Annotated in this window: 28 protein-coding genes; 9 read left to right on the forward strand and 19 right to left on the reverse strand. The window is 67.8% G+C overall.

Going from position 1 to position 25,100, the window contains the following annotated elements:
- Position 1: 1 nt before the first annotated feature.
- From FOC84_RS19995 to FOC84_RS20005, 3 genes are read right to left on the reverse strand one after another with little or no spacing between them, the layout of a single operon-like run.
- Positions 2-706, reverse strand: coding sequence for an SDR family oxidoreductase (locus FOC84_RS19995; RefSeq protein ID WP_173145965.1), 705 nt, complete (start codon positions 704-706; stop codon positions 2-4).
- 19 nt (positions 707-725) lie between these two features.
- Positions 726-2,060 (reverse strand): PQQ-dependent sugar dehydrogenase, encoded by a 1,335-nt coding sequence (locus FOC84_RS20000; protein ID WP_217278773.1) that lies wholly within the window; start codon positions 2,058-2,060, stop codon positions 726-728.
- Between the two features lie 58 nt (positions 2,061-2,118).
- A complete protein-coding gene (locus tag FOC84_RS20005) occupies positions 2,119-2,439 on the reverse strand; it encodes a PepSY domain-containing protein (protein ID WP_173145966.1) in 321 nt (106 codons plus the stop codon).
- Between the two features lie 190 nt (positions 2,440-2,629).
- Between FOC84_RS20005 and FOC84_RS20010 the strand changes: the two genes are divergently transcribed.
- The 3 genes from FOC84_RS20010 to FOC84_RS20020 are packed head-to-tail and all read left to right on the forward strand — an operon-like array spanning position 2,630 to position 5,018.
- A complete protein-coding gene (locus FOC84_RS20010) occupies positions 2,630-2,977 on the forward strand; it encodes a PepSY domain-containing protein (protein ID WP_173145967.1) in 348 nt (115 codons plus the stop codon).
- The gene (locus FOC84_RS20015; protein WP_173145968.1) at positions 2,977-3,639 is read left to right on the forward strand and encodes a response regulator transcription factor; all 663 of its coding nucleotides are present in this window, start codon (positions 2,977-2,979) and stop codon (positions 3,637-3,639) included. Before FOC84_RS20010 ends, FOC84_RS20015 begins: the two co-directional genes overlap by 1 nt.
- Complete coding sequence (locus tag FOC84_RS20020) at positions 3,636-5,018, forward strand: sensor histidine kinase (RefSeq protein WP_173145969.1); 1,383 nt, start codon at positions 3,636-3,638, stop codon at positions 5,016-5,018. The genes FOC84_RS20015 and FOC84_RS20020 overlap by 4 nt, the downstream gene beginning before the upstream one ends.
- 12 nt (positions 5,019-5,030) lie before the next feature.
- Here the strand turns inward: FOC84_RS20020 and FOC84_RS20025 are convergent, their stop codons facing one another.
- From FOC84_RS20025 to FOC84_RS20040, 4 genes are all read right to left on the reverse strand, one after another.
- Positions 5,031-5,459, reverse strand: a complete 429-nt coding sequence (locus tag FOC84_RS20025; protein WP_173145970.1) for a universal stress protein — start codon at positions 5,457-5,459, stop codon at positions 5,031-5,033.
- A 16-nt stretch (positions 5,460-5,475) separates the two neighbouring features.
- Positions 5,476-5,901: a universal stress protein gene (locus FOC84_RS20030; RefSeq protein ID WP_173145971.1), complete on the reverse strand. Its 426-nt coding sequence runs from the start codon at positions 5,899-5,901 to the stop codon at positions 5,476-5,478.
- A gap of 104 nt (positions 5,902-6,005) precedes the next feature.
- Positions 6,006-6,809: a glutamate racemase gene (gene murI / locus FOC84_RS20035; RefSeq protein WP_173145972.1), complete on the reverse strand. Its 804-nt coding sequence runs from the start codon at positions 6,807-6,809 to the stop codon at positions 6,006-6,008.
- 46 nt (positions 6,810-6,855) lie between these two features.
- The gene (locus FOC84_RS20040) at positions 6,856-7,776 is read right to left on the reverse strand and encodes a LysR substrate-binding domain-containing protein (RefSeq protein ID WP_173145973.1); all 921 of its coding nucleotides are present in this window, start codon (positions 7,774-7,776) and stop codon (positions 6,856-6,858) included.
- A gap of 125 nt (positions 7,777-7,901) precedes the next feature.
- Between FOC84_RS20040 and FOC84_RS20045 the strand changes: the two genes are divergently transcribed.
- The 3 genes from FOC84_RS20045 to FOC84_RS20055 are packed head-to-tail and all read left to right on the forward strand — an operon-like array spanning position 7,902 to position 9,722.
- Positions 7,902-8,480, forward strand: coding sequence for a chromate transporter (locus FOC84_RS20045; RefSeq protein ID WP_438800841.1), 579 nt, complete (start codon positions 7,902-7,904; stop codon positions 8,478-8,480).
- A complete protein-coding gene (locus tag FOC84_RS20050) occupies positions 8,477-9,001 on the forward strand; it encodes a chromate transporter (RefSeq protein ID WP_173145974.1) in 525 nt (174 codons plus the stop codon). Before FOC84_RS20045 ends, FOC84_RS20050 begins: the two co-directional genes overlap by 4 nt.
- Before the next feature lie 34 nt (positions 9,002-9,035).
- On the forward strand, positions 9,036-9,722 hold the full coding sequence (locus FOC84_RS20055; protein WP_173145975.1) for a DUF1345 domain-containing protein: 687 nt from the start codon (positions 9,036-9,038) through the stop codon (positions 9,720-9,722).
- Between the two features lie 126 nt (positions 9,723-9,848).
- Here the strand turns inward: FOC84_RS20055 and FOC84_RS20060 are convergent, their stop codons facing one another.
- The 7 genes from FOC84_RS20060 to FOC84_RS20090 all read right to left on the reverse strand — a co-directional run bounded on the left by FOC84_RS20060 (position 9,849) and on the right by FOC84_RS20090 (position 19,067).
- Positions 9,849-10,967 carry a methyltransferase gene (locus FOC84_RS20060; protein ID WP_173145976.1) on the reverse strand — a complete coding sequence of 373 codons (1,119 nt, stop codon included), beginning with the start codon at positions 10,965-10,967 and terminating at the stop codon, positions 9,849-9,851.
- A gap of 119 nt (positions 10,968-11,086) precedes the next feature.
- Entirely contained in the window at positions 11,087-12,754 is a 1,668-nt protein-coding gene (locus tag FOC84_RS20065; RefSeq protein WP_173145977.1) for an OFA family MFS transporter, read from the reverse strand.
- Positions 12,755-12,864: 110 nt separating this feature from the next.
- Positions 12,865-13,122, reverse strand: a complete 258-nt coding sequence (locus tag FOC84_RS20070; RefSeq protein WP_173145978.1) for a formate dehydrogenase subunit delta — start codon at positions 13,120-13,122, stop codon at positions 12,865-12,867.
- Positions 13,123-13,140: 18 nt separating this feature from the next.
- Complete coding sequence (fdhD, locus tag FOC84_RS20075; protein WP_173145979.1) at positions 13,141-13,962, reverse strand: formate dehydrogenase accessory sulfurtransferase FdhD; 822 nt, start codon at positions 13,960-13,962, stop codon at positions 13,141-13,143.
- Between the two features lie 29 nt (positions 13,963-13,991).
- A complete protein-coding gene (gene fdhF / locus FOC84_RS20080) occupies positions 13,992-16,868 on the reverse strand; it encodes a formate dehydrogenase subunit alpha (protein WP_173145980.1) in 2,877 nt (958 codons plus the stop codon).
- Positions 16,869-16,881: 13 nt separating this feature from the next.
- Complete coding sequence (locus tag FOC84_RS20085; RefSeq protein ID WP_438800890.1) at positions 16,882-18,402, reverse strand: formate dehydrogenase beta subunit; 1,521 nt, start codon at positions 18,400-18,402, stop codon at positions 16,882-16,884.
- Between the two features lie 107 nt (positions 18,403-18,509).
- Positions 18,510-19,067: a formate dehydrogenase subunit gamma gene (locus tag FOC84_RS20090; RefSeq protein ID WP_173145981.1), complete on the reverse strand. Its 558-nt coding sequence runs from the start codon at positions 19,065-19,067 to the stop codon at positions 18,510-18,512.
- Positions 19,068-19,207: 140 nt separating this feature from the next.
- On the opposite strand from FOC84_RS20090, the gene FOC84_RS20095 reads away from it, so the two are divergent.
- From FOC84_RS20095 to mobA, 3 genes are read left to right on the forward strand one after another with little or no spacing between them, the layout of a single operon-like run.
- On the forward strand, positions 19,208-20,287 hold the full coding sequence (locus FOC84_RS20095) for a substrate-binding domain-containing protein (protein ID WP_173145982.1): 1,080 nt from the start codon (positions 19,208-19,210) through the stop codon (positions 20,285-20,287).
- Positions 20,288-20,322: 35 nt separating this feature from the next.
- Complete coding sequence (moaA, locus tag FOC84_RS20100) at positions 20,323-21,426, forward strand: GTP 3',8-cyclase MoaA (protein WP_173145983.1); 1,104 nt, start codon at positions 20,323-20,325, stop codon at positions 21,424-21,426.
- 52 nt (positions 21,427-21,478) lie between these two features.
- Entirely contained in the window at positions 21,479-22,033 is a 555-nt protein-coding gene (gene mobA / locus FOC84_RS20105; protein WP_438800891.1) for a molybdenum cofactor guanylyltransferase MobA, read from the forward strand.
- Here the strand turns inward: mobA and FOC84_RS20110 are convergent.
- Genes FOC84_RS20110 through moaC form a run of 5 tightly spaced genes read right to left on the reverse strand, consistent with a single transcriptional unit; the run spans position 22,018 to position 24,953 of the window.
- The gene (locus FOC84_RS20110) at positions 22,018-23,223 is read right to left on the reverse strand and encodes a molybdopterin molybdotransferase MoeA (RefSeq protein WP_173145985.1); all 1,206 of its coding nucleotides are present in this window, start codon (positions 23,221-23,223) and stop codon (positions 22,018-22,020) included. The two genes, mobA and FOC84_RS20110, sit on opposite strands and share 16 nt — an antisense overlap.
- A 3-nt stretch (positions 23,224-23,226) precedes the next feature.
- Positions 23,227-23,748, reverse strand: a complete 522-nt coding sequence (moaB, locus tag FOC84_RS20115; RefSeq protein WP_173145986.1) for a molybdenum cofactor biosynthesis protein B — start codon at positions 23,746-23,748, stop codon at positions 23,227-23,229.
- Complete coding sequence (locus tag FOC84_RS20120; protein ID WP_173145987.1) at positions 23,745-24,227, reverse strand: molybdenum cofactor biosynthesis protein MoaE; 483 nt, start codon at positions 24,225-24,227, stop codon at positions 23,745-23,747. The genes moaB and FOC84_RS20120 overlap by 4 nt, the downstream gene beginning before the upstream one ends.
- Before the next feature lie 5 nt (positions 24,228-24,232).
- Positions 24,233-24,484, reverse strand: coding sequence for a MoaD/ThiS family protein (locus FOC84_RS20125; protein ID WP_054451574.1), 252 nt, complete (start codon positions 24,482-24,484; stop codon positions 24,233-24,235).
- Positions 24,465-24,953 carry a cyclic pyranopterin monophosphate synthase MoaC gene (gene moaC, locus FOC84_RS20130; protein WP_173145988.1) on the reverse strand — a complete coding sequence of 163 codons (489 nt, stop codon included), beginning with the start codon at positions 24,951-24,953 and terminating at the stop codon, positions 24,465-24,467. Before moaC ends, FOC84_RS20125 begins: the two co-directional genes overlap by 20 nt.
- Between the last annotated feature and the right edge of the window lie 147 nt (positions 24,954-25,100).

The raw sequence follows: 25,100 nt of genomic DNA on the forward strand, positions 1-25,100 counted from the left end.
TTCAGACCGAGCGCGTAATGCCGCCGTCGATGCGGATGTTCTGGCCGGTGATGTAGGAAGACGCGTCGGAAGCCAGGAAGGCGATCAGGTCCGCAACTTCTTCGGCGGTGCCGTAGCGGCCCATCGGAATGCGCGTGCGGCGGTCTTCCTTTTCGGGCAGGCTGTCGATGAAGCCGGGCAGCACATTGTTCATCCGCACATTGTGCTCGGCGTATTCGTCCGCGAACACCTTGGTGAAGGCGGCCAGCCCGGCGCGGAACACGCCCGACGTCGGGAACAGCGCTTCGGGTTCGAAGGTGGCGTAGGTTGAAATATTGACGATGGCGCCGGATTTCTGCTGTTTCATCACCGGCGCGACCAGGCGCGCGATGCGCACCACGTTCAGCAGGTAGTACTCCATGCCCAGGTGCCAGTCTTCGTCGCTGATCTCCAGCAGCGGCCCCTTGGGGCCGTGGCCGGCGCTGTTGACCACGGCATCGATCCTGCCCCATTTCTGCTGTGTGGCGTCCACCAGCCGCGCCAGGTCCTCGGGCGAGCGGTTGGAGCCCGTGATGCCCAGGCCGCCCAGTTCCTGCGCCAGGGCTGCGCCCTTGCCGGAGGAAGACAGGATGGCCACGCGCCAGCCGTCGGCCGCCAGTTTGCGCGCCGCCGCCGCGCCCATGCCGCTGCCGCCGGCGGTGACGATCGCCACTTTTTCCGTGCTCATGCTCACTCCTGGTCTTGAATCATTGGGGAGCGGTCATTGTAGAAGCGGGAGCGATTCGCCACACCACATTGCCGACGTCGTCGGCCGCCAGCAGGTTGCCCTGGCGGTCTATCGCCACCCCTACCGGACGGCCCTGGGCTTCGCCGCTTTCATTGAGGAAGCCCGTCAGCACGTCGCGCGCCGGGCCGTCGGGCTTGCCGCCGCGGAAGGGCACGAAGATGACCTCGTAGCCGCTGCGCGGATCGCGGTTCCATGAACCATGTTGGCCCACGAACATGCCGTCCGTGTAGGGGGCGGGCAGGCGTGATCCGCCCGACCAGGCCAGCCCCAGCGAGGCGGTGTGCGGACCCAGCGCGTAATCGGGCACGATGGCGCGCGCCACCAGGTCGGGGCGCGGCGGCTGGACCCGGGTGTCGACGTGCTGGCCGAAATAGCTGTAGGGCCAGCCGTAGAAGCCGCCGTCCCGCACCGAGGTCATGTAGTCGGGCACCAGGTCGCTGCCCAGTTCGTCGCGCTCGTTGACGGCCGTCCACAGCGTCTTGCCGTCCGGCGCCCAGGCCATGCCCACCGGGTTGCGCAGCCCGGTGGCATAGAGGCGCTTGCTGCCGCTGGCCACGTCGATTTCCCAGATGGCGGCGCGGCCCTCTTCAATGTCCATGCCGTTTTCGCCGACGTTGCTGTTGGAGCCCACGGACGCGTACAGCTTGCTGCCGTCGGGGCTGGCCAGCAGGTTCTTGGTCCAGTGATGGTTCAGGCCCGCGGGCAGGTCGGTGACCTTCACGCCGGGGGCGCTGATCCGCTCTTGTCCGGTTTGGTAGGGAAAGCGCAGCACGGCATCGGCATTGGCGACGTATAGCTGATTGCCGATCAAGGCCATGCCGAAGGGCGAGTTCAGGCCGTCGAGCAATACGCTGCGCGTTTCGGCGACGCCGTCATGGTCGGCATCGCGCAGCAGGGTGATGCGGTTTGCGCTCGGGGCCCTGGCGCCGGCGCGTTTCATCACCAGGCCGGCGACCCAGGCCTTGAAGCCGCCGGAGGCCGATTCGGGCTTGGGCGGCGCGTTGGTCTCGGCCACCAGCACGTCGCCGTTGGGCAGCACGTACAGCCAGCGTGGATGGTCCAGGCCGCCGGCGAACGGCGTCACCGCCAGGCCGCTGGCGGCCACCGGATGCGCGCCCGCGGGCCAGCCCACGGCCTTGGCTGTCTTCACCGTGGGGATGGCGGTGGGATTGGGGGCGGGCAACTGGGGCGATGGGCCCATGCCGGCTTCGACCGGCAAGGTGGCCATTTCGCCGCAGGCATTGAGGGCGGCCAGCGCAAAGCCGGCCGCGGCCCACATACGCAACATGTGCATGATGCGACTCCTATCGGTGTGTCCCATCATACTCAGGCGGGCGCAAGCCCGCATGGGGTCAATCGTCGAAACGGCTGCGCGTGACGGCGCCGGATTGCGGATCGACGTACAGCTTGACGCGTTGGCCTTGCGGGTCATAGGCCTTCACTTCGTAGCCATGCTTGCTGGAACGCTCGATCTCGGAGATGTTGCGGTAGCCGGCCGCTTCCATCTTGTCGTAGACCTGACGTATCGTCAGCATCGGCGCGGGCGCCGTGGCCGGGGCGGTCGTCGCGGCCGGCGCCGCGGGCGCGGCGGCCTGGGCGAAGGCTGGTGCGCCTGCAACCAGGGCCGAGGTGCCGATTGCCAGTGCTGCCAGGGTTTGCTGAATGCGCGTCATGATGAATCTCTCCTTGGGTTTTCAAAAGGGCTGGCCGTCTTCACAACCATGCCGCCATTATTCGGTTTGGCGCATGAACCTATTCTGAAGCCGCCGTTCATGTGAGGTTCATCCGCGGCGCGGTATAAATGACGCTGGATCCATCCCCATTTCCAGAGAGGCCCGGCCTTGCCGCATCACGGAGTTCAGCATGATCTGGCGTAGGCGCGGCGGCATACTATTGTCCGCCTGCGCGCTTGCGCTGGCCTTGGCCGCGGGGCCAGGCGCGGGCCTGGCCGACGAGAGCGACCACGAGCGCGCGCGCCAGGCCCTGCAGGCAGGCAAGGTGCTGCCCCTGGGCGCGGTGCTGGACATCGTCGAGCGCGATTTCCCGGGGCAGGTGGTCAAGGTCGAGTTCGAAGAAGACGACGACGAATTCATCTACGAGATCCGTGTGCTGCAAGCCGGCGGCGGCATACTCAAGCTGAAGATCGACGCGCGCGACGGCGCCCTGCTGGGCGTCAAGGGCCGCGAAATCAAATTCAAGGACAGGCCCTGATGCGCATACTCGTGGTGGAAGACGAACCCACACTGGCCGCTCAGCTCGCCGAGGCGCTTGGCGGCGCCGGTTACGCGGTGGATGCCGCCGCCGACGGCGAGTCGGCGCACTATCTTGGCGACGTCGAATCATTCGATGCCGTGGTGCTGGACCTGGGCCTGCCCGTCCTGGACGGCCTGACCGTCCTGAAGAAGTGGCGCGCCGCCGGACGCAACATGCCGGTGCTGATCCTGACCGCGCGAGACAATTGGCACGAGAAAGTCGCGGGAATAGATGCTGGCGCGGACGACTATCTGACCAAGCCTTTCCACATGGAAGAACTGCTGGCGCGTGTGCGTGCGCTGTTGCGGCGTAGCACGGCGCACGCCAGCGCCGAGTGGCGCTGCGGCCCGCTGGTGCTGGATACGCGTCAGGCCCGGGTCACCGTGGACGGGCGTGCGCTGGCCTTGACCAGCCACGAGTTCAAAGTGCTGTCGGTGCTGATGCAGCGCGCAGGCGAAGTCGTGTCGCGCAGCGAGCTGACCGAGCACATCTACGCGCAGGATTTCGACCGCGATTCGAACACCATCGAAGTCTTCATCGGCCGCCTGCGCAAGAAGCTGCCGCCGGACACCATCGAGACGGTGCGCGGGCTGGGCTACCGCCTGGCGGCGCGCGCATGACGCGGGCGGCGGCGAGCCTGGCGGGATCGCTGCGGCTGCGCTTGCTGGCCGGCACGCTTGCGTGGATCCTGCTGTCGGTGGCGTTGGCGGGCTGGGGGCTGGCCAGTCTCTTCCGCCAGCACATCACCCAGCAGTTGCAGGCCGAATTGGCGCTGCATCTCAATCAATTGACCGCTGCCGTCAACATCGGCCCGGACGGCAGGCCCGTGGTCGCGCCACCGCTGAGCGATCCGCGGCTGGAGCAGCCCTTGTCCGGCCTGTACTGGCAGATCGACCGGCTGGCCGATGGCTCGCGGCCGGCCGCCATCGGCGTGGCGCGTTCGCGGTCTCTGTGGGACCAGACGCTGGAGCTGCCTCTGCAGGACACGGGCGAGGGCGACCGGTTCCATGATGTCGCCGGGCCTGCCGGGCGTGAGGTGGCGGTGTTGGCGCGCATCCTCAAGCCCGCTGAAGAGGACGCTGCCCCGTTGCGGCTGCTGGTGGCCGCGGACCGGGCGGTTTTGGCGGAGCCCATAGGGCGTTTCAACCATATGCTGGCGATAGCGCTGGGCGCACTGGCGGCGGGCCTGACCATCGCGGCGATCGTGCAGGTGGTGATAGGCTTGCAGCCTCTGGCCCGGCTGCGGCGCCAATTGGCCGCGCAGAACGCCGGGGACATCAGCCGGATAGAAGGCCGCTTTCCCAGCGAAATCCAGCCGCTGGTCGATGATTTCAACAAGGTGCTGGAAATGAATGCCGGCATCGTGCAGCGCGCGCGGACGCAGGCGGGCAATCTGGCGCACGCCGTCAAAACGCCGCTGACGATCCTGGCCAACGCCGCTGCGCGCGACAATAACGCGCTGGCGGCCCTGGTGCGGGAACAAGTCGGTCTCGCAAACCGCCAGATCGACCATCATCTGGCGCGCGCCCGGGCTGCTGCCGCGTCCGGGGCGGCGGACGGCCGTACCCCGCTGCGGGATACGGCGGAGGGTCTGCTGCGCGTGATGCGGCGCTTGTACGCGCGGCGGGACTTGCGTATTGAAACAGCGGATTTTCCGCCGGACCTGATGTTCCGGGGCGAACAGCAGGACCTCCAGGAGATGTTGGGAAATCTGCTGGACAATGCCTGCAAATGGGCCAGTGGCCGAGTGCTGATCACGGCCGAACGGATCGGGCCCGCGCGTCTGTTGCTCCAGGTCGATGACGACGGTCCAGGCATCGAAGACCACGAGCGCGAGCGCATTTTCCTGCGCGGCGTGCGCATGGACGAACAGCGCCCGGGATCGGGCCTGGGGCTGGATATCGTGCGCGACCTGGCCGGCACCTATGGCGGCGACGTGCGCGCGCAGCGTTCGCCGTTGGGTGGCTTGAGAGTGTCCTTATGGCTGCCGGCTGCCTGACGCGGCCGGCGTCTACTTCACCAGCGTGACCGGCGCTTCGGCCAGTTGCAGCACTTGATTGGCGACCGAGCCGATCAGGATGTTCGTCAGCGAGCCGTTGCCACGCGTGCCCATGACGATGCGGGCGCAGCCATGGTCTTGGGCGTAGCCGGCGATTTCCGTCGCCACGTGGCCGAATTCGACATGGCTGATGTAGTCGGCGCCGGTCACATCCAGCAGCTTGCGCGCCTCGTCCGTGGCCTCCTGGCCTTCGCGCAGGTAGAACTCGTCGATCATGTCCTGCGTGATCAGGCGCGACAGGCCCGCGCGGCCTTGCACGGGCGTCTGGATGTTGAGCAGATGGATACGCGCGGCGCCGGCGCCTTGGGCGAGCTGGCGGGCGTACAGGACGGCGCGGTTGGCGTTCTCGGAGCCGTCGACAGGGACCAGGATGTTCAGCATGGATGCTCCTTGACGGTTACTTGACCAGGGTGACGGGCAACTCCGTCAGATGCAGGACGCGGGTCGCGACCGAACCCAGGAACCAGGACGACACCGAGCCCAGCCCGCGCGACCCCATGTAGATTTCGTCGGCGCCGGACTCGTCGGCCACGCGCACGATGGTCTCGGCGGCGGCGCCCACCTCGATGCGGGTCTGGAAGGGCACGCCAGCCTGGGTCAGCAGCTCGCTGGCGGCTTGCAGCGCGTTGCGGCCTTCTTCCTCGTGATAGGCGTCGATTTCGGCTTGCGACAGGCCGCGGCCGATCTTGCCCGCCTTCAGGGGGATCTGGACCGTCACGAGTTCCACGCGTTCGACGGGATCGTAGCTGCGGGCGTCGAGCAGGGCTTGGACCGCGTGGACGGCGGGCTGCGAGCCGTCCACGGGGATCAGGATGCGTTTCATGAGCGTCTCCTTGTGCGCGCCGCGGGCGGCGTTGTAGTCCACTGTATCCGAATTATTCGCCGAATCGGACAGGCGCGTCATGCGCGGGATCAAACCGGACGCAATCAGCGCCAGTGCGGCTCCAGCGTGTGCGCGGCGGGCGCCTGCCCGAGCAGGCGTGCGGCCAAAGTGCTCAACGCCTCGGCCGAGCCGCTGGTCTCCAGGCGCAGCCCGCCCGGACCGTCGGCGCACAACAGGCCGCGTTCCTGCAACTGGTGGCGCAGCCGGCGCGCCACCGGCGCGCCCGTTTCCAGCAGCGGCACATCGGCGCCGGCAGCCGCCTGGATCGCGTCGCGCAGGAAGGGGAAGTGGGTGCAGCCCAGCACCAGCACGTCGGCGCCGGCCGCGCGCAGCTCAGCCACGGGAGCGCGCACGGCGGCCTCGGCCTCGGGGCCGCTGAGCACGCCTTGTTCCACCAGCCGGACCCACTCGGGGCAGGGCTTGAACAGGATGCGGACCTCGGGGGCTTCGCGCTGGACCAGGGCGGCAAATTTGGGGCTGGCCAGGGTGCCGGTGGTGGCGAACACGCCGATCACGCCGCTGCTGGTCAGGTGCGCGGCAGGCTTGATGGCCGGTTCCACGCCGATGATGATCAGTTGAGGATGGCGCAGGCGCAGCTGGGCGATGGCGGCCGCGGTGGCGGTATTGCAGGCCACCACCATGGCCTTGGCCTGGCGCGACACGAAGTAATCGGCGATCGTGGCAGCGCGCTGCTCGACGTAGTCCTGCGTTTTTTCGCCATAGGGCACGTGGGCCGAGTCGGCCACGTACAACAGGGATTCGCGGGGCAGGGCGTCGCGGATGGCGCGCAGCACGCTCAGTCCGCCGACGCCGGAGTCGTAAATGCCTATGGGTGAATCTGGAAACATGGCTGCAATGCGGAGTGCGGGTGCCGGGCAGTGTAGCGCCGCGCGCTCAGGGCAGGGATTCCTCCCGTTGCCGCCGTGCTTCGTCGATCAGCTTGCGGGTGGCGCCGGACAGGGGTTCGTCGCGCCAGATCAGGTTCAGCGGCGCGCGCAGTTCCGCGGGCCGGGCCAGGTTGACGTAGACCACGCCCTCGATGTTCACGCGGCGCAGCGAGGCGGGCACCAGCGACACGCCCAAGCCGGCGGCCACCAGGCTCAGGGTGGACAGCATGCGCGGCGCCTCCTGGGCCACACGGGGGCTGAAGCCGGCCGCGCCGCAGGCGGCAATGATGGCGTCGTACAGGCCAGGGCCGCTGTGGCGGCGGTAGAGGATCAGGGATTCGTCGGCCAGTTCGGACAGTGCGATGCGCTTGCGCGCCCGGCCCTTGACGGCCGGGTGGTCGGCGGGAAACGCGGCCAGCATGGGCTCTTCCAGCACGGTCTCCACCACCACGCCAGGCCCCAGCCCATAGGGACCGCGGATGAAGGCCACGTCCACGCGGCCCGCGCCGACGGCCTCCATCAGTTCGCCTGTGCTGCTTTCCTCCAGCACCAGCCGCACGTTGGGCGCGGCTTCGCGGAAACGTCGGATGACGGACGGCACGAAGGGATGGAAGGCGGCGGATCCGGTGAAGCCGACGGTCAGGCGTCCGGCCTCGCCCAGCGAGACGCGCCGCACGCCTTCCACGGCCTGGTCCACCAGGGCCACGATGTTGCGCGCGTCGTCCAGCAACGCGCGGCCGCTTTCGGTCAGCTCCATGCCGCGCGGCAGGCGGTGGAACAGCGTCACGCCCAGTTCCTGCTCCAGCACGCGGATCTGCTGGCTGAGCGGCGGCTGGCGTATGCCCAGCCGCGCCGCGGCCTTGGTCAGATGGGATTCCTCGGCCACGGCCAGGAAGTAGCGCAACAGCCTCAAGTCTACGGATGCCATATTCAACCGATATGAATAAATAGATAGTCATATATTAGACATTATCCAGGGCGAAGAGTAGGCTGCAATCTCGTTGTCTTTCCCCTGGTTCCACCCCGCGCCTCTTCGGCGGCGCCGGCATGAAAATGATGAACGCAGCACCTTCCCTCTCAGAGGCCGATCTGCGGCCTCCGCCCACTTGCGGGCAATTGTTCTACGGCTTCCTGATGCTCGGCCTGACGGCCTTCGGCGGCGCCTTGCCGCTGGCGCGCCGCATGGTCGTCGAAAAGCACCGCTGGCTCAGCGGCGCCGAGTTCACCGACCTGCTGGGCCTATGCCAGTTCCTGCCCGGCGGCAACATCATCAACCTGTCGGTGGCGCTGGGCATGAAATTCCGCGGCCCGCGCGGCGCCTTCGCGGCGCTGATGGGCCTGATCCTGGCGCCGTCCGCAATCGTGGTGCTGCTGGGCATGGTGTACGACCGTTTCCAGAACGATCCGCATATCCAGCATCTGTTCGCCGGGCTGGCCGCGGCCGCCGCGGGCCTGCTGATCTCGATGGCGGTGAAGATCGGGCTGCCGGTGCTCAAGCGCCGCGACTGGCTGGCCGGCGTGGTGGCCACGGCTTGCTTCATCGCCATCGCCGTGCTGCGCATTCCGCTTCTGCCCACCATGGCGGTGTTGACGCCGCTGAGCATCCTGATGGTCTGGAGGCAACGTCGATGATCCACACGCTGATCGCCCTGGCCCTGATCTTTTCCGAACTGTCCGTGCTGGCATTCGGCGGCGGCAACACCATCCTGCCCGAGATGCAGCGACAAGTGGTGGACGTGCATGGCTGGATGACGGCGGCCGACTTTTCCGCGCTGTTCGCCCTGGGGCAGGCGGCCCCGGGGCCCAACCTGATGGTGGTCACGCTGGTCGGCTGGCACGTGGCCGGCGGGCTGGGCATGCTGGTCACCACCATCGCCAAGTTCGGCCCTTCTTCCATCATCACCGTGATCGCCCTGGGGCTGTGGGAACGGTTCAAGGACCGCCCCTGGCGCGGGGTGATTCAGGCGGGCATCTTCCCCATGACGGTGGGGCTGGTGGCGGCCAGCGCGGCGCTCATCACCGAGGCCTCCGTGCATACCTGGCTGCTGGGTGTCATCACCGCCGTGGTGGCGCTGTTGGGCAGCTTTACCCGCATCCATCCGCTATGGCTGCTGTTCGGCGGCGCACTGGTCGGTTTGCTCGGCATCGGTTAGCGTTAGGGCCTGCTGACACTAAATGGAGCGCCGCATGCCGCCGCTCAAGGATTTCGAGCCCGAGGACGATGCCTCGTCCAGCGCAGCCTTGCCGTTCTTCCATGCGCATCGCCGCCTGGTCGGCTGCGCCGCGCTGCTGCTGGTCATGGCGGGCGGGCTGTACGCCCTGGGCGTGCCGTGGGTGCTGGCGCTGTTGCTGGGATTCGATGCGGGGGCGCTGGTATTCCTGCTGATGACGGCGCGGGTGTTTGGCCGCACCAGCGCGGCGGCCATGCGCCAGCATGCGCAGCAACAGGACGTGGGGCGCACCGGCGTGCTGTGGAGCAGCGTGGCGCTGTCCTGCATGGTGATGATGGCCTTGTGGGTGGAGCTGCGGGGCGAGAGCGGCGTGGGCAGCGTGCTGGCCATGCTGGCCGCCGCCGCGACCATCATCCTGTCGTGGCTCTACATGAACATGATCTTCGCGCTGCACTACGCGCATGGCTATTACGGCCATCGCAACGCCATGCACAAGGGGCTGGACTTTCCGGGCACGGAAGACCCGGATTACTGGGACTTCGCCTATTTCGCGCTGGTGCTGGGCATGACGTTCCAGGTGTCGGACGTGCAGATCGTCAACCGGCGCCTGCGCCGCACCGCGCTGACGCACAGCGTCATCGCCTTTTTTTTCAACGTCTTCATCATCGCCATCAGCGTGAATGTGGCGGCGGGGCGGGCTTAGGGACGCTTCCCCGGCGCCGTGGCCGGGGGGCGGGCCGCGAGTCAGGCCGGGCCGCGAGTCAGGCCGGGCCGCGAGTTAGGCCGGGCCGCGAGTTAGGCCGGGCCGCGAGTTAGGCCGGGCCGCGAGTCAGGCTGCGCCCAGGCGCCACAAGGACGTCACTTCCTTAGAGCGGGCGGCATGCAGCGGATCGCTCGCGTCCTGCGCGCGGCCGTGCGTGGGGCGCGTGTCGATGCGCTCGATCACGTGCAAGCCAGCCTGGCTGATCATTTCCAGCAGCGTTTCGCGGCTGCGAAGGCCCAGGTGCTCGGCCAGGTCCGACAGGATCAGCCAACCTTCGCCGTTGGGCGTCAGATGCGCCGTCAGGCCATTCAGGAAACCGCGCAGCATGCGGCTGTCGGGATCGTAGACCGCATTCTCGACGGGCGAGCTGGGGCGGGCGGGCAGCCACGGCGGGTTGCAGACGATCAGAGACACCCGGCCTTCGGGGAACAGGTCCGTTTCTTCGACGTCGACCTGCTTGGACAGGCCCAGCCGCTCCAGATTCTCGCGGGCGCAGGCCAGCGCGCGGGGATCCATGTCGGTGGCGATGACACGCTTGCCGCCGCGGCGCGCAATCACGGCGGCCAGCACGCCGGTGCCGGTGCCGATGTCGAAGGCCACGCTGCCGCGCGGCATCGGGGTGCGCGCCACCAGGTCGACGTACTCGCCGCGCAGGGGCGAGAACACGCCGTAGTGCGGATGGATGCGGGCGTTCAGGGCGGGAATTTCCACGCCTTTCTTGCGCCATTCGAAGGCGCCGATCAGGCCCAGCAGCTCGCGCAGCGATGCGACATAGGGCTCTGCGGCTGGGCCGTGGGCCTCCTCGCAGGCCTGCCGGGCGTCGGGCGCGCGGCGCAGCGGAATGTCGTGGCCGGCGTCGAAAGGAATCAGCAGCATGCCCAGGATGCGGGCGCGCTGGGACTGGATCTGGCGATGCTGGTTGAAGGCGTCCAGCAGGCTGTCCACGGGTTTGCGGGGCCGCTTGTCGACTCGCCGCGTGATGGCCTGCAGCAGTTGCCGCGCGTTCTGGAAGTCGCCGCGCCACAGCAGGCCGACGCCTTCGCAGGCCTGGCGGTAGGCCATGTCGGCGGTCATGGTGTCGTCCGCGACCACCACGCGCTTGGGCGGCGCGGCGCCGGATTCGGAGCGCCAGCGGGCGGCGTGCGGGGTCTGGTTTTCTTCCCAGTGGATTTCAGGGGTGGTCAACGTGTCGCTCCAGCAAGGCGGGGCGCGCGGGGCAGGGTGGTCATGGAAAAAGCAAAAAGAAGGGGCGCGGGCTGCCAATGTAGCAGCTTCGCGCCCCGTCGCGGCGGGCGGCGCCCAGCTCAGTGGAACAACACCACCGCCTTCTGCAGCGTGATCCAGATGCCCCAGGCCATGGGGATACCCACGCAGGCCCAGGCAAATACCACCAGCGCCGCTGGCGTGCGGAACGCGGATGTTCCGACCCCGTGCGTTTCCGTCGCGACCGCGCGTTCGTGGGCCAGGGCCTTTTCACGCGCCAGTTCTTCGTCGTTCATGAAGTACTTGGGATTCACGGGCCGGATTGCAAGGTTGCACAGGAAGCCCAGCACCAGCATGCCCGCCAGGATGTACATGGTGATGTCGTACACCTGCGCGCGCGGCACGCCGATGGACAGCTGGTATTCGCGGATGTAGTTCACCAGCACCGGTCCGAAGATGCCCGCCGCCGACCAGGCCGTCAGCAGCCGGCCATGGATGGCGCCGACCATCTGCGTGCCGAACAGGTCGGCCAGATAGGCCGGCACGGTGGAGAAGCCGCCGCCGTACATGGACAGGATGATGCAGAAAGCGGCCACGAACAGGGCCAGCGCGCCGATATGCGCGGTCCAGGGGATGGCCGAATACAGCGCGAAGCCCAGCACGAAGAAGATGAAGTAGGTGGTCTTGCGGCCCAGCTTGTCGGACAGACTGGCCCAGAAGAAGCGGCCGCCGATGTTGAACAGGCTGAGCAGGCCGGTGAAGCCGGCGGCGATGGCGGCGATGGCCGCCAACTGGCTCTTGTCCAGCTGCGCGTAGCCCAGTTCAGGCTGGTTGATCAGGCCGCCGCCGAACACTTCCTGCAACAGCGGCGAAGCCATGCCCAGGATGCCAATGCCGGCCGTGACGTTCAGGCACAGCGCCCACCACACCAGCCAGAACTGCGGCACGCCCCAGACGCGCTGAACATGGACGTGGCCCTTGGTGATCATGGCGTTGGCGGCATGCTTGGCCGGGGCGGTCCAGCCTTCGGGCTTCCAGCCGGTGGGCGGCACGCGGTAGCCCAGCGCGCCCGACATCATGAAGACGAAGTACACCGCCGCCATGGTCAGGAAGGTTTGCCATACGCCCGGCGAATCGGGGGTGGCGAAGTGGCGCATCAGCAGGTCGGCCAGCGGCGCGCCTATCATGGCGCCGCCGCCAAAACCCATGATGGCCATGCCCGTGGCCATGCCGCGGCGGTCGGGGAACCACTTGATCAGCGTGCTCACGGGCGAGATGTAGCCCAGCCCCAGGCCGATGCCGCCGATGACGCCCGAGCCCAGCCACAGCATCCACATCTGGTGCAGGTACACGCCCATGGCGGAGATGACCAGGCCGCCGCACCAGCACAGGGCCGACACCACGCCTGCCTTGCGCGGGCCCGCGCGTTCCAGCCAGCCGCCCCACAGCGCGGCCGAGCAGCCCAGCAGCACGAAGAACAGGGTGTACATCCACCCCATGGTCGAAATTTTCCAGTCGCAGTTGGTGGCGAACAGTTCGGCGACGAGGCTCATGTCCGCGGGGCAGGCCAGCGGCTTGGCGCCGCCCACCACCTTGGACAGCGGCAACCAGAACACCGAGAAGCCGTAGGCCATGCCGATGCACAGGTGGATCGCCAGGGCGGCCGGCGGAACCAGCCAGCGCGAGAAGCCAGGGCCGGCGATGGTGCGTTCCTTATCGAAAAATCCCGGCTTTGAACCGGGCAGGTCCAGCGTGGCAGTGCTTTGCATGTTCTCTCCTCTTGGGGGGGGCCGCTCGATGGCGCGCGTAGCCTGGCAATCGGCCAGTCCCGTCGCCTTTTTCTTGTGATGTGCTTGCTGTCTTGTCCGACGCCGCCGGGTTACGCCACGCGGGCCAGCGGCGTGAGGCGCTGGCGGTTCTGCGTGACCGCTTCCAGCACCAGCGGGTGCAGGCGTTCGCTGCCGGCGTCGCCGTCGGGGCTTTGTTCGAGAAAGTTCAGGAGCTCATTGCGCATGCGCGGCTCCCAGAACTTGTGGATATGGTTGGCCACGCCTTCCAGCGCCTCTGGCCGGTCGGGCATGGCTTCGAAGAATTGGCCGATGCGGTTGGCCATGCGGATCAGGTTGCCGATTTCCATGCTTGCGTGAGGTCCGGTTCAGGAGATGATGCGTTGGGGGTGTGAGTACAGCGTGGCGTCGTCGCCGCGCAGAAAACCCAGCAGGCTGACGTTGGCGTCACGGGCCAGGCGGATGGCCAGCGCCGTGGGCGCGGAGACGGATGCTAGCACCGCGACGCCGGCGGCGGCGGTCTTCTGCACCATTTCGAAGCTGGCGCGGCTGGACACCACCACGATGCCGTCGCCAGCATGCACGGCTTGGCGCGCCAGCGCGCCTATCAATTTGTCCAGCGCGTTGTGGCGGCCCACGTCCTCGCGCACCAGCGCCACGGCGCCGTCGGCGCCGGCCCAGCCCGCGGCGTGGGTGGCGCCGGTGATGTCGTGCAGTGCCTGGCGCGCCCGCATGTCGCGCATGGCGGCCAGCACCGCCTGGATGCGCACGGGCGCTCCATTCGTGACCGGCGCCACCGGCCGCAGCACTTCGGGCAGCGTTTCCACGCCGCAAAGGCCGCAGCCCGTGCGCCCGGCCATCGCTCGCCGGCGGGATTTCAGCCGCACCTCGCAGGCAGTGGAGATTTCCAGCTGGACCACGATGCCGTCGCATTGCGGCAGCAGATCGATGCCGCGCACGTCGCTGACGCCGTCGATGATGCCTTCGGACAGCGCGAAGCCCACCGCGAAGTCCTCCAGGTCGGCCGGCGTGGCCAGCATGGTGGCGTGGCTGATGCCGTTGAACTCCAACGCCACCGGCGTTTCCTCGGCCACGGAGTCGGTTTCGACCTCGGGGACCAGGGCGCCGCCCCGCACGCGGGTGACCTGCACCTGCGCGAAATCGGGGCGGGAGGGGGGGGGCGTGGGCATGGCGGCGTCCTGGCGGTTCGGGCTGGCGGTTATTTCCCGGTCAGCGCCGCCTCGTTTTCGCGCGAACGCTCGCGCAGCAGCTTGTGCTGGATGTCCGCAAAGCGCGACCACTGGCGTTGCCACTCCGAAGGCTGCGACACGCGCGTGACCTGCACGGCCGTCACCTTGTATTCAGGGCAGTTGGTGGCCCAATCGGAGCTGTCGGTGGTGACGACGTTGGCGCCGGACTCGGGAAAATGGAAGGTGGTGTATACCACGCCCGGCTGCACCCTGTCGGTCAGCGTGGCCCGCAGCACGGTCTCGCCCGCGCGGCTCTGGATGCCGACCCAGTCGCCGTCCTTCACGCCGCGGTCCTCGGCGTCCTGCGGATGCAGTTCCAGCACGTCCTCGCCATGCCACATGACGTTGGGGGTGCGCCGGGTCTGCGCGCCCACGTTGTACTGCGACAGGATGCGGCCGGTGGTCAGCAGCAGCGGGAAGCGGCGCGTGCTGCGCTCGTCCGTGGGCACGTACTTGGTGATCATGAACTTGCCCTTGCCGCGCACGAATTCGTCGATGTGCATGATGGGCGTGCCATCCGGCGCTTCGTCGTTGCAAGGCCATTGCAGGCTGCCCAGCTTGTCCAGCTTTTCGTAGCTGACGCCGGCGAAGGTGGGCGTCAGGCGCGCGATCTCGGCCATGATCTCGCGCGGGTGCTTGTAGTCCATGGGGTAGCCCAGCGCATTGGACAGCGCCACCGTCACTTCCCAGTCGGACTTGCCGTTCTTGGGTTCCATCACCTTGCGCACTCGCGAGATGCGGCGTTCGGCGTTGGTGAAGGTGCCGTCCTTTTCCAGGAACGAGGAGCCGGGCAGGAACACGTGGGCGTACTTGGCCGTTTCGTTCAGGAACAGGTCCTGCACCACGATGCACTCCATGGCCGCGAGCGACGCCGCCACGTGCTGGGTGTTGGGATCCGACTGCACGATGTCCTCGCCCTGGCAGTACAGGCCCTTGAACGTCCCGCCCAACGCGGCTTCGAACATGTTGGGGATGCGCAGGCCCGGTTCGGGCTGCAGGGTCACGCCCCAGTCCTGCTCGAACTGCGCGCGCACCGTGTTGTCGGAGATGTGGCGGTAGCCTGGCAGCTCATGCGGGAACGAGCCCATGTCGCAGGAGCCCTGCACGTTGTTCTGCCCGCGCAGCGGGTTCACGCCCACGCCCTCGCGGCCGATGTTGCCGGTGGCCATGGCCAGGTTGGCGATCGCCATGACGGTGGTGGAGCCCTGGCTGTGCTCGGTCACGCCCAGGCCGTAGTAGATGGAGCCGTTGCCGCCCGTGGCGAACAGGCGCGCCGCGCCGCGCACGGCCTGCGCCGGCACGCCGGTGATTTCTTCCATGGCCTCCGGCGAGTTCTCTGGCAGCGAGACGAAGTCGCGCCACTCGTTGAAGGCCTTGGCCTCGCAGCGTTCGGCCACGAAGTCCTCGGCGATCAGGTTTTCGGTGGCGATCACGTGCGCCAGCGAGGACAGCAGCGCGGTGTTGGTGCCGGGGCGCACCTGCAAGTGGAAGTCGGCCTTGATGTGGGGTGAACTGACCAGTTCGATGCGACGCGGATCGATCACGATCAGGCGCGCGCCTTGGCGCAGGCGGCGCTTCAGGCGTGAGGCGAACACCGGATGGCCGCTGCTGGGGTTGGCGCCCATCACGACCACCACGTCGGTGTGCATGACGGAATCGAAGGTCTGCGTGCCGGCGGACTCGCCCAGCGTCTGCTTCAGGCCGTAGCCGGTGGGCGAATGGCAGACCCGCGCGCAGGTATCGACGTTGTTGGTGCCGAAGGCGGCGCGCACCAGCTTCTGCACCAGCCAGGTTTCTTCGTTGGTGCAACGCGACGAGGTGATGCCGCCGACCGCGTCGCGGCCGTACTGGTCCTGGATGCGGCGGAATTCGGAGGCCGCGTAGTTGATCGCCTCGTCCCAGGACACTTCCTTCCAAGAATCGGTGATGTGCTTGCGGATCATGGGCTTGAGCACGCGTTCCTTGTGCGTGGCGTAGCCCCAGGCGAAGCGGCCCTTGACGCAGGAATGGCCACGGTTGGCCTGGCCATCCTTCCAGGGCACCATGCGCACCACTTCCTGGCCCTTCATTTCGGCCTTGAAGCCGCAGCCCACGCCGCAGTAGGCGCAGGTGGTCACGACCGAGTGCTCGGCCTGGCCCATCATGATGACGGTCTTTTCCTGCAGGGTGGAAGTTGGGCAGGCCTGCACACAGGCGCCGCAGGACACGCATTCGCTGTCCAGGAAGGGCTGATCCTGTCCCGGCGACACGCGCGACTCGAAGCCCTTGCCGGAGATCGTCAAGGCAAAGGTGCCCTGGGTCTCCTCGCAGGCGCGCACGCAGCGGTTGCAGACGATGCACTTGGAGGCGTCATAGGTGAAGTACGGATTGGACTCGTCCTTTTCGCTCTTCAGATGGTTGGCGCCGTCGTAGCCGTAGCGCACGTTGCGCAGGCCCACCACGCCGGCCATGTCCTGCAGCTCGCAGTCGCCATTGGCCGGGCAGGTCAGGCAGTCCAGCGGGTGGTCGGAGATGTACAGCTCCATCACGCCGCGCCGCAGGTCATGCAGCTTGGGGGTTTCGGTGTGGACCACCATGCCGTTCTCGGCCGGCGTGGTGCACGACGCGGGATAGCCGCGGCGGCCTTCGATCTGCACCAGGCACAGCCGGCACGAACCGAAGGGCTCCAGGCTGTCGGTCGCGCACAGCTTGGGAATGTTGATGCCGGCCTCGGCGGCCGCGCGCATCAGGGAGGTGCCTTCGGGCACCGTGATTTCCTGGCCGTCCATGGTCAGGGTGACGGTTACGGTGGACTCGCGGGCCGGCGTGCCCAGGTCGCGATCGCGCTTGATGACGGTTTCTAGCATGTCGGTCTCGGGTTCAGGCCGCGTGCGCGGCAGACTGGGAGGACTCGATGCCGAAGTCCTGCGGGAAGTGGTTCAGCGCGGACAGCACCGGGTAGGGCGCCATGCCCCCCAGGGCGCACAGCGAGCCGCCGAGCATCGTGTCGCACAGGTCGCGCAGCAGGTGCACCTGCTGCTCGCGGCCGGGGCCGCCCGCGACGATCTTGTCTATGGTTTCCACGCCGCGCGTGGAGCCGATGCGGCAGGGCGTGCATTTGCCACAGGATTCGATGGCGCAGAACTCCATCGCGTAGCGCGCCATGCGCGCCATGTCGACGGTATCGTCGAAGGCCACCAGCCCGCCGTGGCCAACCATGGCGGATATCTGGATGTAGGCCTCGTAGTCCAGCGGCACGTCCCATTGCGATTCGGGCAGATAGGCGCCCAGCGGGCCGCCCACCTGCACCGCGCGCAGCGGGCGGCCGGAGGCGCTGCCGCCGCCGAAACCGTACAGCAGATCGCGCAGGCTCAGGCCGAAGGCCTTTTCGACCAGGCCGCCGTGCTTCAGATTGCCGGCCAGCTGGAACGGCAGCGTGCCGTGCGAGCGGCCCACGCCGTAGTCGCGGTAGTAGGCCGCGCCCTTGGCCAGGATGATGGGCACGGTGGCCAGCGAAATCACGTTGTTGATGACCGTGGGCTTGCCGAACAGGCCCGAGATCGCGGGCAGCGGCGGCTTGGCGCGGACCACGCCGCGCTTGCCCTCCAGGCTTTCCAGCAGGGACGTTTCTTCGCCGCAGATGTAGGCCCCCGCGCCCTTGCGCACTTCCAGGTCGAAGCGGCGGCCGCTGCCGTGCACGTCATCGCCCAGCCAGCCCACGCTGCGCGCCCGCGCGATGGCGGCTTCCAGCGTGGCTATGGCTTGCGGATATTCGGAGCGCACGTAGATGTAGCCGTAGGTCGCGCCCACCGCCAGGCCGGCGATGGTCATGCCTTCGATCAGCACATAGGGGTCGCCTTCCATCAGCAGGCGGTCGGCGAAGGTGCCGGAGTCGCCTTCGTCGGCGTTGCAGACGATGTACTTCTGGGCGCTGGGGGTGCCGGCCACCGTCTTCCACTTGATGCCGGTGGGGAACGCCGCGCCGCCGCGGCCGCGCAGGCCCGAGGCCACCATTTCGTCGACGATCTGCCCCGGCTCCATGGCCAGCGCGCGTTGCAGGCCCTGCAGGCCGCCATGGGCGGCATAGTCCTGCAAGGACAGCGGATCGGTCACGCCAACGCGGGCGAAGGTCAGGCGTTCCTGGTGTTTCAGGTAGGGAATCTCTTCCGTCGGGCCCAGGCGTAGCGGGTGCTCGCCGCCACTTAGCCAGCCGGCGTCGAACAGCGCGGCGACGTCCTCGGGCTGCACCGGCCCGTAGGCGACGCGGCCCTGCGGGGTACTGATTTCGACCATGGGTTCCAGCCACAGCAGGCCGCGCGAGCCGTTACGCACGATCTGCACGGACAGGCCGCGGGCGTCGGCGGCGCGTTTGATGTCGCGCGCGACCGTGTCCGCGTCCATGGCCAGCGCAGCGGCGTCGCGCGGTACGTAGATGACGATGGGGGCGCGGATCGGATCACCTTCGTGCTGCGCACTCCGGCATTCGCCCTTGAGGCGGCTCGGCGCGCTCATGATTGGGCCTCCAGCGTGCGGGCCAGCAGGCGGTCCAGCTTTTCCGGCGTGACGCGGGCATGGGGCCGGCCGTCGATCATCACCGCCGGCGACTGGGCGCACAGGCCCAGGCAGTACACCGGTTCCAGGGTGAAATCGCCGTTCTTGCTGTTGGCGTGGAAATCACAGCCCAGCGCCGTGCGGGCATGGGCGGCGAGGTGTTCGCCGCCCATGGCCTGACAGGCTTCGGCGCGGCAGACCTCCAGGGTGTGGCGCGCGGCGGGTTCGCTGCGGAAATGGGGATAGAAGGTGATGACGCCGTGGACCTCGGCGCGGGACAGGTTCAGGGCCTCGGCGATGGTCTGCACCGCCGCGGCCGGAATACAGCCCAGTTCATGCTGGACCGCATGCAGCACGGGTAGCAGCGGGCCGGGCTGGTCCTTCAGCTGGGCGAGTATGCGGGCGGTGGCCGCGATGGCCGGGGTGGGGGACGCTTGGGCCGCGTCCAGGGCCATCTGGCCGCCGCGGGCGCCGCCGCTGGACGCCAGATCGGATGTTGCCTCGCGCTGTTGCACGTCGGTCTCCTCCTGTGTTGCTGTTGTGTCGGGCTGGATGTTTTGCGGTTTTATATGTTTTAAAAAGCATATAAAAATCCTTCCAGCCGCGTTATTTGTGTACTCTAGCGGGGTAATTCACCGTCTTCAATAAGAAATAAATGACATATAAGTTCCGTATCGGGCTGCGGCCTCAATGGAGCCTGGGCGGAGACGACGACCCGGCGCCCGTACCGCTGCAGGATATGCTGGCGCTGCTGTCGGCGATCGACGCCACTGGCAATATTGCCGGGGCCTGTCGCGCTTGCGGCCTGTCGTACCGGCACGCCTGGGGCGTGCTGCGCCGTTTCGAGGCCATCTTCGGCACGCAGCTGCTCATCACCAACCGCCGTCAGGGCACGCAACTGGCGCCCTTCGCGCAACGCCTGCTGTGGGCCAACCGCCGCATCGAGGCGCGCCTGATGCCGACGCTGGACAGCATGGCCTCGGAACTGCAGGAAGAACTGGAGCGCCTGCTGCCCGAGAGCAGCCCGCACCTGAGGCTGCACGCCAGCCATGGTTTCGCGGTGGAATCGCTGATGCAGCACATGGGCAACCGCAAGCCTGGCCTGGAGCTGCGCTATCGCACCGCCATCGAGGCCTTGGCCTCGCTGGAGCGGCATGAGTGCGACCTGGCCGGCTTCCAGGTGCCCTTGGGCGATTTCGAAGCGCCCATCATGGAGCGCTATGCCCAATGGCTGCACGCGGACGAGTACATGCTGATCCACCTGGCGGTGCGCAACGCCGGCTTGTTCGTCACCGCGGGCAATCCCAAGCACATAAGCGGCATGGCGGACCTGGCGCGGCCCGACGTGCGCTTCGTCAACCGCCAGATCGGCTCCAGCACCCGGTATCTGGTGGGGCTGATGCTGCAGCGCGCGGGGGTCTCGATCAGCGAGGTCCAGGGCTACGAAACCAATGAATTCACCCATATGGCCATCGCCGCGCACATCGCCAGCGGCATGGCCGACACGGGCGTGGGGGTGGAGACGGCCGCCTGCCGCTTCGGCCTGGACTTCATACCGCTGGTGCGCGAGCGCTATTTCTTCGCCATCCGCAAGTCCTCGCTGGAGACGCCCGCCATGCGCGACCTGCTTTCCATCATGCGCAGCCCCGACTATGTCGGCTACGTCAGCCAGCTGGCGGGCTACGACGCCCGCGATACCGGCCGGCTGCAGTCGCTGCAGGAGGCCTTTCCATGAGCGCGCAACGCGATGCGCCGGGATATGATGCTCCCATGAGCAAAGTGATCTTTCTTGCCGATCGCCGCAGCGGCCCGTTGGCCCCTCTGGCGCCCGGCGAACTGCCGCCGCACGGACAGCCCGCGCTGGACCAGCGCGCGCGTCCCCTGCGCGACCTGCGGATCTCGGTCACGGACCGCTGCAACTTCCGCTGCACCTACTGCATGCCGCGCGAAGTCTTCGACAGCAGCTACACCTTCATGCCGCATTCGGCGTTGCTGTCGTTCGAGGAAATCAGCCGCCTGGCGGGCATCTTCACGCAGCTGGGCGTGGAGAAGATCCGCTTGACCGGCGGCGAGCCGTTGCTGCGCAAACACATCGAGAACCTGGTGGGCCTGCTGGCCGAACTGCGCACGCCCGCCGGAAGTCCGCTGGACCTGACGCTGACCACCAACGGCAGCATGCTGGCGCGCAAGGCCGCCGCGCTCAAGAGCGCCGGGCTCACGCGCGTCACCGTCAGCCTGGACGCGCTGGATCCGGCCATGTTCCAGGGCATGAGCGACAGCGGCTTCACGCCGGACGACGTGCTGCGCGGCGTCGACGCCGCGGCCGAGGCGGGGCTTGCCCCGGTCAAGGTCAACATGGTGGTGCGGCGCGGCCTGAACGACGGCCAGATCCTGCCCATGGCCGAACGCTTCCGCCATTCCGGCCACATCCTGCGCTTCATCGAATACATGGACGTGGGCAACACCAATGGCTGGAATCTGGCCGAAGTGGTGCCCAGCCAGGAAGTGCTGGACCGCATCGGCGCGGCCTATCCGCTGGAGCCCGTGGTCAGCGGCGAAATGGGCCGCGTGGCCGAACGCTGGCGCTACCTGGACGGCGGCGGCGAGGTCGGCGTCATCTCCAGCGTCACGCACGCCTTCTGCGGCGGCTGTACCCGCGCGCGCCTGTCGCCGGAAGGCAAGCTCTTCCTGTGCCTGTTCGCGCACGACGGCTACGACTTGCGCGCGCCGCTGCGCGACGGCGCCAGCGACGCCGAACTGGCCGGCATCATCGCGGGCATCTGGGCGGGGCGCAACGACCATTACTCCGAACTGCGCGGCCGCAACATGGCCGACCCGGCGCGCAAGATCGAGATGAGCTACATCGGTGGCTGAAGCGCCTGCCGGCAAGGGCATCGCCGGCCTGATCCTCGCGGGCGGCCAAGGCATGCGCATGAACCGCCAGGACAAGGGCCTGGTCGTGCTGCGCGGAGAGCCCATGGTGGCGCACGTGGCGCGCCGGCTGGCGCCGCAGGTGTCGCGCTTGATCATCAGCGCCAATCGCCACCTGGACCTTTATGGCCGGTATGGCGAGGTGGTGCAGGACGGCGAAGCCGAGCTGGGGGCCTGGCAAGGGCCGCTCTTGGGCATCGCCGCAGGCCTGGCGGCGGCGCGGCAGGATGCCTGGTTGGTGGCGGTCCCTTGCGACACGCCATTCCTGCCCCTTGATCTGGCCGCGCGTCTGATCGGCGCGGCCGAGTCCAGCGCCGCGCCCATGGCTTATGCGATGGCAGGCGGACAGCGGCATTCGGCCTGCATGGCCTTGCGCACGTCGCTATTGCCGGATCTGCTTGCGTACCTGCGCAGCGGGGACCGCAAGGTGGGGCTGTGGCAGGCGAGGACGGGCGCGGTCGAAGCCTGTTTCGACGACGCGCCCGACGCCTTCATGAACGTCAATACGCCAGCGGAGCTGGCGCAGGCCGAGCGTTACGCCAGCCAGTGACGCAGGTCGTAGTAGGCGACCCGGTCCTGGTCCTGCACCAGCACGTCGGCCGTCAGGCGGGCCAGGCCTGTCGACCACGGCAGCGAGCTGATCACGCCCGAGCCCTGGTGGCCGTAAGGCACCAGTTCGGCGCTGCCGTCGTCGGCCAGGCGGCGCTGCACGCGCAGGAATTCCTCGCGGCTGTCCTGGCGTGGGTGTTCAGTGCGCAGGGGCAGCAGGCTGGTCGGCGGGAACAGCGTCTCGCGGCCCTGCATGCGGCGCATCAGCGGCGTCACCAGCAGGGTGAATACGGCGTAGGCCGACACGGGGTTGCCGGGCAGGCCGACCACGGGCTTGCCGTCGATCTGCGCCAGCGCCACCGGCTTGCCCGGCTTCATGCGTACCTTCCATAGCGACAGTTCGCCGCCCAGCGCGGCCAGCGCGGGCTTGACCAGATCGCGTTCGCCCACCGACACGCCGCCCACGCTCACCACCAGGTCGCAATCGGCCAGCAGCGTCTTGAAGGCGGTCAGCAGGTCGGCCTCGGTGTCGCGGGCGTGCAGCACGTGCACGGGCAGGGCGCCCATGCCGCGCGCCAGCGCGGCCAGCATGGGGCCGTTGGAGTTGTAGATCTGCTCGGCTGCGCGCGGCTGGCCGGGCAGCACCAGCTCGTCGCCCGTGGTCAGGATGCCGATGCGCAACTGGCCAAAGACCTGCACGCGGGCCAGGCCTTGCGAAGCCATCAGCGCCACGTGGGCCGCTTCCAGTACCGTGCCGGCGGCCAGCAGGGGGGCGCCGGCCATGGTGTCTTCGCCGCGGCGGCGGATGTGCTGGCCGGGCTTGGGAGCGCGCGATATTTCCACCTGACCGTCGGCTTCGGTGGTGTCTTCCTGCATCACCACCGTATCCGCGCCTTGCGGGATCAGGCTGCCGGTGAACAGGCGGATGGCGTGGCCGGGCTTCAGAGGTTCCGGCATTTCGCCCGCATAGCAGCGTTGCTGGATGGGCAGGCGCACGCCGGCGCCCCAGTCGGCCACGCGCAAGGCGTAGCCGTCCATGGCGCTGTTGTCGGCGGGCGGAATGTCCACGGTGGCGGTGAGATCGGCGGCCAGCACGCGGCCGGCGGCATCGGCCAGGCTTACCTCGTCGCTGCGTTGCAGCGGACCCGCGGCATTGGCCAGCAGGGTCTGGGCTTGATCAAAATCCAGCATGGGTCAGTTGTCTTCTTCGCGTTGCTTGAATTGGGTGGCGAAATTGCAGGGGCGCTGGCTGCTGTCCAGCTGTTCGCGGATGATCCGCGACCAAGCGGTTTCGCAGGCGTTGTTGGAGCCGGGCAGGCAGAAGATCAGCGTCTGGTTGGCCGAGCCGGCAAAGGCGCGCGACTGGATGGTGGAGCTGCCGATCTCGGTGTAGGAGATCTGGCGGAACAGTTCGCCGAAGCCGGGGATGTCGCGGTCCAGCAAGGGCTGGATGGCCTCGGGCGTATGGTCGCGATGCGAGAAGCCCGTGCCGCCCGTGGTCAGGATGATCTGCACCTCGGGATCGGCGATCCAATCGCTCATGACGCGGCGGATCTGATAGATGTCGTCCTTGACGATGTCGCGGCGCACGCACTGATGGCCGGCTTGCGCGAGGCTCTGGGCCAGCAGATTGCCGGAAGTGTCGTCGCCCGCGCTGCGGGTGTCGCTGACCGTCAGCACGGCGCAGGCCAGCGAAACAAGGCTTTCGTCGCTCATGGATGCTCCTTCTTCGAGGTGGTGTCTTCATCCCAGGACTGCGTGCGGTCCTGGTCGGATTGGCGTTGTTCCACCCAGAAGCTGCTGCCGCCCGCGAGGGTCTCGCGCTTCCAGAAGGGCGCGCGGGTCTTGAGCGCGTCGATGATGTATTCGCAGCCGCGGAAGGCGTCGCCGCGGTGGGCGCTGGCCGCCGCCACGAAGACGATCTGGGCGTTGCGGTGCAGCGCGCCCACCCGGTGCACGATGACCGTGCCGTCCAGGTTCCAGCGCGCGCGGGCGGTCGCGGCGATTTCCTCGAGCTCGCGTTCGCACATGCCCGGGTAGTGTTCGAGAAAGAGCGTGTCGGTGGGCGTGTCAGGCGCGTAGTCGCGCACATAGCCCACGAACGTGACGATGCCGCCCACGCCCGGACCCGCGCTCTCCCGCAGCGCGGCCGTGAGCGCGGCGCCGTCGAAGTCGGCTTCCTGGACGCTGATCATGGCGTTCAACCTCCGGTGACGGGTTCGAATACCGCGACCTCGTCGCCTGCCCGGATGGGGGCCGACGGCTTGGAGTGGGTCTGGTTGATGGCCAGTTTCAGGCGCGCGGAGGGCGCCAGCTGGGGGTAGCGTTCGCCCAGCGCGGCAAGCAGCTGCGCGCCGGTGGATTCGCCTTCCAGGGGCCAGGCTTCGGAGCGCTTGCCGACCAGTTCGGCCACGCGCGCGAAGTAGAGAAGATTAATCGTTGCGCCATTCACCGCTTTTTCCTCCTGCCTTGTACTTAAGGCGAACTTGCTCGATGACGATGCCCTTGTCGGCAGCCTTGCACATGTCGTAGATGGTCAGCGCGGCGACGCTGCAGGCCATCATGGCTTCCATTTCCACACCGGTCTTGTAGCTGGTGCGGCAGGTGGCCAGCACGTCGATGCGATGCTCGGCGTCGTCCAGCGCGAATTCGATGCCGACGAAGGCCAGCGGCAGGCTGTGGCACAGCGGGATGGTGTCGGCGCAGCGCTTGGCGGCCAGGATGGCGGCGACGCGGGCGGTGTTGAGGACCTCGCCCTTGCCCTGGCCCGGCTGGGTCAGCAGGCCGTAGGCGACGGCGTTCATGCGCACGCTGGCGGTGGCGATCGCCACGCGCTCGGTGTCGGTCTTGGCGATGACGTCGACCATGCGGACCTGTCCGGCTTCATCCAGGTGGCTCAAGGTTGGGGTGGGCGTGGACATGGGAATCGGGAGCGATAATTGTTAATGATTGAAAAGGGCGGTCCCGGCTGGCCGGATCGGCCCATCGATACGCCTATGATAGACGAGCGGTGCAGGGGGCGCGATAATCGCGCCTGTAGTCATTAGAAGGACGGAAACGCACGTCCT

It is taken from the genome of Achromobacter pestifer (genome assembly GCF_013267355.1).
Classification (GTDB): domain Bacteria; phylum Pseudomonadota; class Gammaproteobacteria; order Burkholderiales; family Burkholderiaceae_B; genus Achromobacter; species Achromobacter pestifer_A.

What these genes read in the sequence shown, in the direction of transcription:
- FOC84_RS20030 (WP_173145971.1), bottom strand. Translation starts at nt 5,901, where the DNA reads ATGAAACGCATCCTGATCCCCGTGGACGGCTCGCAGCCCGCCGTCCAC.
- FOC84_RS20050 (WP_173145974.1), top strand. Translation starts at nt 8,477, where the DNA reads ATGATCCACACGCTGATCGCCCTGGCCCTGATCTTTTCCGAACTGTCC.
- FOC84_RS20055 (WP_173145975.1), top strand. Translation starts at nt 9,036, where the DNA reads ATGCCGCCGCTCAAGGATTTCGAGCCCGAGGACGATGCCTCGTCCAGC.
- moaB (WP_173145986.1), bottom strand. Translation starts at nt 23,748, where the DNA reads ATGAGCGACGAAAGCCTTGTTTCGCTGGCCTGCGCCGTGCTGACGGTC.
- moaA (WP_173145983.1), top strand. Translation starts at nt 20,323, where the DNA reads ATGAGCAAAGTGATCTTTCTTGCCGATCGCCGCAGCGGCCCGTTGGCC.
- FOC84_RS20015 (WP_173145968.1), top strand. Translation starts at nt 2,977, where the DNA reads ATGCGCATACTCGTGGTGGAAGACGAACCCACACTGGCCGCTCAGCTC.
- moaC (WP_173145988.1), bottom strand. Translation starts at nt 24,953, where the DNA reads ATGTCCACGCCCACCCCAACCTTGAGCCACCTGGATGAAGCCGGACAG.
- FOC84_RS20010 (WP_173145967.1), top strand. Translation starts at nt 2,630, where the DNA reads ATGATCTGGCGTAGGCGCGGCGGCATACTATTGTCCGCCTGCGCGCTT.
- FOC84_RS20110 (WP_173145985.1), bottom strand. Translation starts at nt 23,223, where the DNA reads ATGCTGGATTTTGATCAAGCCCAGACCCTGCTGGCCAATGCCGCGGGT.
- mobA (WP_438800891.1), top strand. Translation starts at nt 21,479, where the DNA reads ATGCGCATGAACCGCCAGGACAAGGGCCTGGTCGTGCTGCGCGGAGAG.
- FOC84_RS20085 (WP_438800890.1), bottom strand. Translation starts at nt 18,402, where the DNA reads ATGGACGCGGACACGGTCGCGCGCGACATCAAACGCGCCGCCGACGCC.
- FOC84_RS20070 (WP_173145978.1), bottom strand. Translation starts at nt 13,122, where the DNA reads ATGGAAATCGGCAACCTGATCCGCATGGCCAACCGCATCGGCCAATTC.
- FOC84_RS20020 (WP_173145969.1), top strand. Translation starts at nt 3,636, where the DNA reads ATGACGCGGGCGGCGGCGAGCCTGGCGGGATCGCTGCGGCTGCGCTTG.
- FOC84_RS20025 (WP_173145970.1), bottom strand. Translation starts at nt 5,459, where the DNA reads ATGCTGAACATCCTGGTCCCTGTCGACGGCTCCGAGAACGCCAACCGC.
- FOC84_RS19995 (WP_173145965.1), bottom strand. Translation starts at nt 706, where the DNA reads ATGAGCACGGAAAAAGTGGCGATCGTCACCGCCGGCGGCAGCGGCATG.
- FOC84_RS20005 (WP_173145966.1), bottom strand. Translation starts at nt 2,439, where the DNA reads ATGACGCGCATTCAGCAAACCCTGGCAGCACTGGCAATCGGCACCTCG.
- murI (WP_173145972.1), bottom strand. Translation starts at nt 6,809, where the DNA reads ATGTTTCCAGATTCACCCATAGGCATTTACGACTCCGGCGTCGGCGGA.
- FOC84_RS20000 (WP_217278773.1), bottom strand. Translation starts at nt 2,060, where the DNA reads ATGCACATGTTGCGTATGTGGGCCGCGGCCGGCTTTGCGCTGGCCGCC.
- fdhD (WP_173145979.1), bottom strand. Translation starts at nt 13,962, where the DNA reads ATGCCCACGCCCCCCCCCTCCCGCCCCGATTTCGCGCAGGTGCAGGTC.
- FOC84_RS20040 (WP_173145973.1), bottom strand. Translation starts at nt 7,776, where the DNA reads ATGGCATCCGTAGACTTGAGGCTGTTGCGCTACTTCCTGGCCGTGGCC.
- FOC84_RS20095 (WP_173145982.1), top strand. Translation starts at nt 19,208, where the DNA reads ATGACATATAAGTTCCGTATCGGGCTGCGGCCTCAATGGAGCCTGGGC.
- FOC84_RS20045 (WP_438800841.1), top strand. Translation starts at nt 7,902, where the DNA reads ATGATGAACGCAGCACCTTCCCTCTCAGAGGCCGATCTGCGGCCTCCG.
- FOC84_RS20065 (WP_173145977.1), bottom strand. Translation starts at nt 12,754, where the DNA reads ATGCAAAGCACTGCCACGCTGGACCTGCCCGGTTCAAAGCCGGGATTT.
- FOC84_RS20120 (WP_173145987.1), bottom strand. Translation starts at nt 24,227, where the DNA reads ATGATCAGCGTCCAGGAAGCCGACTTCGACGGCGCCGCGCTCACGGCC.
- fdhF (WP_173145980.1), bottom strand. Translation starts at nt 16,868, where the DNA reads ATGCTAGAAACCGTCATCAAGCGCGATCGCGACCTGGGCACGCCGGCC.